This window comes from Pseudomonas sp. AGC41 (assembly GCF_057334555.1).
This window is the reverse complement of the sequence record NZ_JBHFJB010000071.1, coordinates 16,248-21,047: the sequence shown is the minus strand read 5'-3', so window position 1 is coordinate 21,047 and position 4,800 is coordinate 16,248. Positions and strand designations below refer to the sequence as shown.

Genomic DNA, 4,800 nt, shown 5'->3' with positions numbered 1-4,800 from the left:
CATGCAGCGTCGCGACTTGCTTGAGGATGTCGCCATTACCGGCGCCGGCCAGGTTGAAATAGCTGTGGTTGGTCAGGTTCAGCACGGTCGGTTTGTCGGTGCTGGCCTTGTAGTCGATGCGCAATTCGTTCTGGTCGTTGAGGCTGTAGGTGACGTCGGTCTTCAGGTTGCCGGGAAAGCCCATTTCTCCGTCCGCCGACAGATACGTCAGGGTCACGCCTACCGAGTCCTTGCCGTTGCTCGGCTCGGCCTTCCAGACACGCTTGTCGAAGCCTTGCGGTCCGCCGTGCAGGGAATTGTCCTTGTCGTTCTGCGGCACCTGATAACGCTTGCCATCCAGCTCGAACGCACCGCCGGCCAGACGGTTGCCGAAGCGGCCGATGGTCGCGCCGAAATACACGTTGCCGTTCTTCTGGTAGCCCTGCACATCGTCGAAGCCGAGCACGATGTCGGCAGTCATGCCGTTTTTGTCCGGCACGATCAGTGACTGGAGGATCCCGCCGTAGGTGATGACGGTCGCCTCGACGCCGTGGCTGTTGCGCAGCACGTATTTTTCAACCGGCGTACCGTCGTTGGTCTTGCCGAAGGCAACGCGTTCGTTGGTCAGGCCGGCGGCCTGGGCAGAGGTGGCAATCATCAGAGAGACTCCGAGGGCCGTGAGCAGATGTCTGGATTCAAGCATGGTGTGACCTTCCTTTCCTGTTGTTTTGTTGTTGTTTTTAACGCGGTCGAGTCCGTTACCTGTCGGACAGCGATGAAGGTTTTTCTGTTCAGTAGTCTTTCTATTTGAGGGTTGAGAAAGGATTTATAGCTATAAATCGAGATTTATCAATTAAAAAGTAAGACTAATTGAGTGGAGCGAACCTTGGCCAAACGTGCACTTTCGCGGCCGCTACCGCACTTTTACGGTTTTTGCCGCTCTATCCATGGCCAGGAAACGGCGATTCCCCACCGCTTCCCCATGCCCAGACCGAGATTCGATGGCCGCTGTCTTACATTCCGTGAGGGTCTTGCCACGTCACTGCGGCTTACTGCTGGCGAGCCTGTTGCTGATGCTCAGCGGCGGATGCAGCCATCAGCAAGGCCAGGACATGGTCACCCAGTTCAGCAATGCCAGGCCCCAGGAGTTCTTGCAGACCAGCGTCGACCGTATGGCCACGCTGTCGATGCATGACAACCTGCAGAGCCTTTACCTGCTGATGCACAAGCTCTACCTGCGCAACCCGGAAGAACTGCGCAAATCCGGCTTTCTCGACGTCCGTATCGCCGTCAAGCAAGTGCGCGAGGCGATTGAACAGCAGCAACCCTTGCCGGCCCTGGGCAACAGGAAGGACCTGGCAGCGCTGAGCTATGCGATGAGTCCCGAGTTCCTCGGTGATCGGGTCGGAGCGTTCATCTATGCCATTGGCAGCATGCTGGTGACGGCTCACGGCAACCGTCTCGAGTTCTACATGACCGACACCATCGATCCGCGCTTCGTCAGCAACGCGGCGCGCAACATCGAGAAAGCCACGTGGCTGTTGGGCCAGCGGCAGAACAAGGACGGCACGCCAATGCTGTTCTCCAATGAAATCTCGGAGGAGGGCAGCAACCTGAGCTTTGCCGTGGAGTTCGGGAAGGTCGTCGCGCGCCTCGACCTGCTGACCCAGATGCTGGACGAGCGCTATCGGCGAATCGGCTTGAATTATGCGCAGAGCCTGCTGTTTCTCAATTTCCTGCCTGTCCAGTAGCTGCGGGTGCAAATGGAATAAACATAGATCACATCGATATAGGGAGTTATAAGAAAAATCGCTATGCTCGCGGCCAGATTTTTCATGCGGTCGCGCTGAGACGGGTTTGATGGATTTCGGTAATGTCGGTTTAGTCGTAGCGGGACTGGTGGTCGGTTTCATCGTCGGGATGACCGGCGTCGGCGGCGGCTCGCTGATGACGCCCATCTTGTTGTGGTTCGGCATCAACCCCGCGACGGCGGTGGGGACTGACCTGCTGTACGCAGCCATTACCAAATCCGGCGGCGTCCTGGTCCACGCGAAAAACCGCAATATCGACTGGGCCATCACCGGTTGGCTGACCTTGGGTAGCGTGCCGGCGGTCGGGCTGACCCTGTGGTTTCTCAGCAGCCTTAACAGTTCACCTGACGCGATGAACGCGGTCATCAAGCAAGCCCTGGGCTTTGTGCTGTTCGCCACCGCCCTGGCAATCCTGTTCAAGAAGCGCCTGCTGCAATTTGCCCATGACCGCGCCGGCGGCCATTACAACCCCAGCGGCTCGCGGCTCAACCTGCTGACCGTCATCACCGGCCTGGTGCTGGGCACGATGGTCGCATTGACGTCCATCGGCGCCGGCGCCCTGGGCACCGTCGCGCTGTTCATCCTTTATCCGTTCCTGGTCACCAAGCGCCTGGTCGGCACCGAAATCGCCCATGCCGTGCCGCTGACCCTGGTTGCGGGCCTTGGCCACGCAAGCATGGGTAACATGGACTGGCACATCCTCGGCTTTCTGCTGATTGGTTCGTTGCCGGGCATTTATCTGGGTAGCCACTTGTCGGGACGCATCTCTGACGAACTCCTGCGCCCTTGCCTGGCGGTGATGTTGGCCATGATCGGCTTCAAGCTCGCGTTCTGATTTGGTCGGAGTCATGGCTGCCTCGGCATAGTCATACCTGTAAACCAGGTACTGATGAGGCCTCGATCCATGAACAGCCCAGCCAGAGATCTGCTGCAACGCCTGCGCCGTCGTCGCGCCGAACCACGCACCGACATCGCCGACATCCTGCGCCGTCACGCCGAACCGCTGCCTGCCGAGGACAGCCCCAGCTTTGGCGAAATGTTTGATCGCTTCGCCGACGCCAAGGTCGTGCTGATCGGCGAAGCCAGCCACGGCACCCATGACTTCTACCGCACCCGCGCTGCTATTACCCGGCATCTGATCGAGCGTCACGGCTTCGGCATTGTTGCCGTCGAAGCCGACTGGCCCGACGCCGGGCAAATCGACCGCTGCGTGCGCGACCTGGGGCCTTCGGCCTGGAAACAGCAGGCGTTCGCCCGGTTTCCCAGCTGGATGTGGCGCAACACCGATGTCCAGGACTTTGTCCGTTGGTTGCGCGGCTACAACCTCGGCCAGCCTGACGCTCGCCGCGTGGAGTTTCGCGGCTTGGACGTCTACAGCCTGCGCCACTCCATTGACGAGGTGCTCGATTACCTCGACAAGAGCCATCCGCACCTGGCCCGTGACGCCCGCCATCGTTATGGCTGCCTGACGCCCTGGCACGACGACCCGGCGCTGTACGGCCATTTCACCGAGCGTGGCAGCCTGGCGACGTGCGAAGACGCCGTGGTCGAACAGCTCAACACGCTGCTAGCCGAGCGCCTTGATCCGTTGATCGAGGATGACGAGGGCTTTTTCAGCGCGGTGCAGAACGCCCGCGTCGTGCGCGCCGCCGAACAGTACTACCGCGCCATGTATCGCGGCGGCAAGTCATCCTGGAACCTGCGCGACCGGCACATGTTCGACACCCTGCAAAGCCTGCTGGAGCATCGCGGGCCCGATGCGAAAGCGATCGTCTGGGCGCATAACTCCCACATCGGCAACGCCGCCGCGACAAGAATGGGCTGGGAGGGTGAGTTCAATATCGGCCAGTTGTGCCGCATGGCTTATGGCCGCGACGCGGTTTTGCTGGGCATGGGCACCGACCGTGGCAGCGTGGCGGCAGCCGATGACTGGGACGCGCCGATGAAAATCAAGCAGGTGGTGCCGGCGCTGGCCGGCAGTTGGGAGCGGGAGTTTTCGCTGGCGGGTGTGCGCGCATCGCTTACGGACTGGCGGACCGACCCGGACGAAGGGCTGTTGGACGTGCTCTCCGAGCCGCTGCTCGAACGCGCCATCGGGGTCATCTACCGCCCTGAAACCGAACGCCAGAGTCATTATTTCGAAGCGGTACTGGCCGAGCAGTTCGACGCCTGGCTCTGGTTCGAGCAGACCGAAGCCGTCACGCCGTTGCCCACGCCGCACACGCTGGAGCGCGAGGAAGATACCTTCCCGTTTGGCCTCTGAAGCACGTCTGCCGTGGTTGCGCTATGGGTCCGTTGGCCTAAGCTTCAGGCAGGCAATAGCGGTATCGGGCGACTCTCGCGGAACAATCGCCGCCATGTGCAATCAGTACAGCGTAATTATCAAAAGGAGAGGCGCATGCTTATTCGGTCGTTGACCTTCGCTACCTTGCTGGCCATCGCCGGCCCGTTGTTCGCTGCCGATGGCGACTCACCCCTGGTGGCGGAGGTGGGCAAGTCCCGGCCCGTGATTGTCATTGCGCCCAGCTCTGTCGATCCTGCGTGGGTCAGCCTGAAAAAAGCCTTGGACGAGCCGGCGGGCAAGCAGGGTTTTTCGGAGCGCAACATGGTGCTCTATACCGTGCTCAATACCATCGGCCAGCGTGATGGCAAAGACCTCGACCCGCAAAGCACCATGGCGTTGATCCGTTCCCTCAAGCTGGGAGCGGGAGCGCAGACCAAGGTCATCCTGGTGGGCAAGGACGGGGAAAAGAAGCTTGAGCATTCCGGCGCGATCGAACTGAAGGCACTGTTTGATACTGTCGACAAACTGCCGGAGACGGAAAAACAAGCCACGGCGCCCACCCCACCGCCAGCGCCGGAACCCGAGCCGGCCAAAGACGCCAAAGGCGTCAAGCCGGGCAAGGCGACCAAGCCTGCCGCTGCACCGAAACCGTTGGATGATTGACATCCCGAAAGCAACGATACCCCCGTGGGGGGGGGGGGGGGGGGGGGGGGGGGGGGGGGGGGG

General features: G+C 61.0%; 5 protein-coding genes. 4 read left to right on the top strand and 1 reads right to left on the bottom strand.

Annotated features, from left to right (window positions below; genetic code table 11):
- The coding region (locus ACE04F_RS13520) for an aldose epimerase family protein (protein WP_486107395.1) at positions 1–682 on the bottom strand (682 nt) is incomplete at its 3' end.
- A gap of 298 nt (positions 683–980) precedes the next feature.
- Between ACE04F_RS13520 and ACE04F_RS13515 the strand changes: the two genes are divergently transcribed.
- From ACE04F_RS13515 to ACE04F_RS13500, 4 genes are all read left to right on the top strand, one after another.
- Positions 981–1,730 carry a hypothetical protein gene (locus ACE04F_RS13515; RefSeq protein ID WP_486107393.1) on the top strand — a complete coding sequence of 250 codons (750 nt, stop codon included), beginning with the start codon at positions 981–983 and terminating at the stop codon, positions 1,728–1,730.
- Positions 1,731–1,839: 109 nt separating this feature from the next.
- Positions 1,840–2,625: a sulfite exporter TauE/SafE family protein gene (locus ACE04F_RS13510; protein WP_045156451.1), complete on the top strand. Its 786-nt coding sequence runs from the start codon at positions 1,840–1,842 to the stop codon at positions 2,623–2,625.
- 69 nt (positions 2,626–2,694) lie between these two features.
- Positions 2,695–4,053, top strand: coding sequence for an erythromycin esterase family protein (locus ACE04F_RS13505; protein ID WP_486107391.1), 1,359 nt, complete (start codon positions 2,695–2,697; stop codon positions 4,051–4,053).
- A gap of 135 nt (positions 4,054–4,188) precedes the next feature.
- Positions 4,189–4,737 carry a DUF4174 domain-containing protein gene (locus ACE04F_RS13500; protein ID WP_486107389.1) on the top strand — a complete coding sequence of 183 codons (549 nt, stop codon included), beginning with the start codon at positions 4,189–4,191 and terminating at the stop codon, positions 4,735–4,737.
- The last annotated feature ends 63 nt before the right edge of the window (positions 4,738–4,800 follow it).

Coding starts and splice junctions, on each gene's coding strand:
- ACE04F_RS13515 (WP_486107393.1), top strand. CDS start 981: ATGGCCGCTGTCTTACATTCCGTGAGGGTCTTGCCACGTCACTGCGGC.
- ACE04F_RS13510 (WP_045156451.1), top strand. CDS start 1,840: ATGGATTTCGGTAATGTCGGTTTAGTCGTAGCGGGACTGGTGGTCGGT.
- ACE04F_RS13505 (WP_486107391.1), top strand. CDS start 2,695: ATGAACAGCCCAGCCAGAGATCTGCTGCAACGCCTGCGCCGTCGTCGC.
- ACE04F_RS13500 (WP_486107389.1), top strand. CDS start 4,189: ATGCTTATTCGGTCGTTGACCTTCGCTACCTTGCTGGCCATCGCCGGC.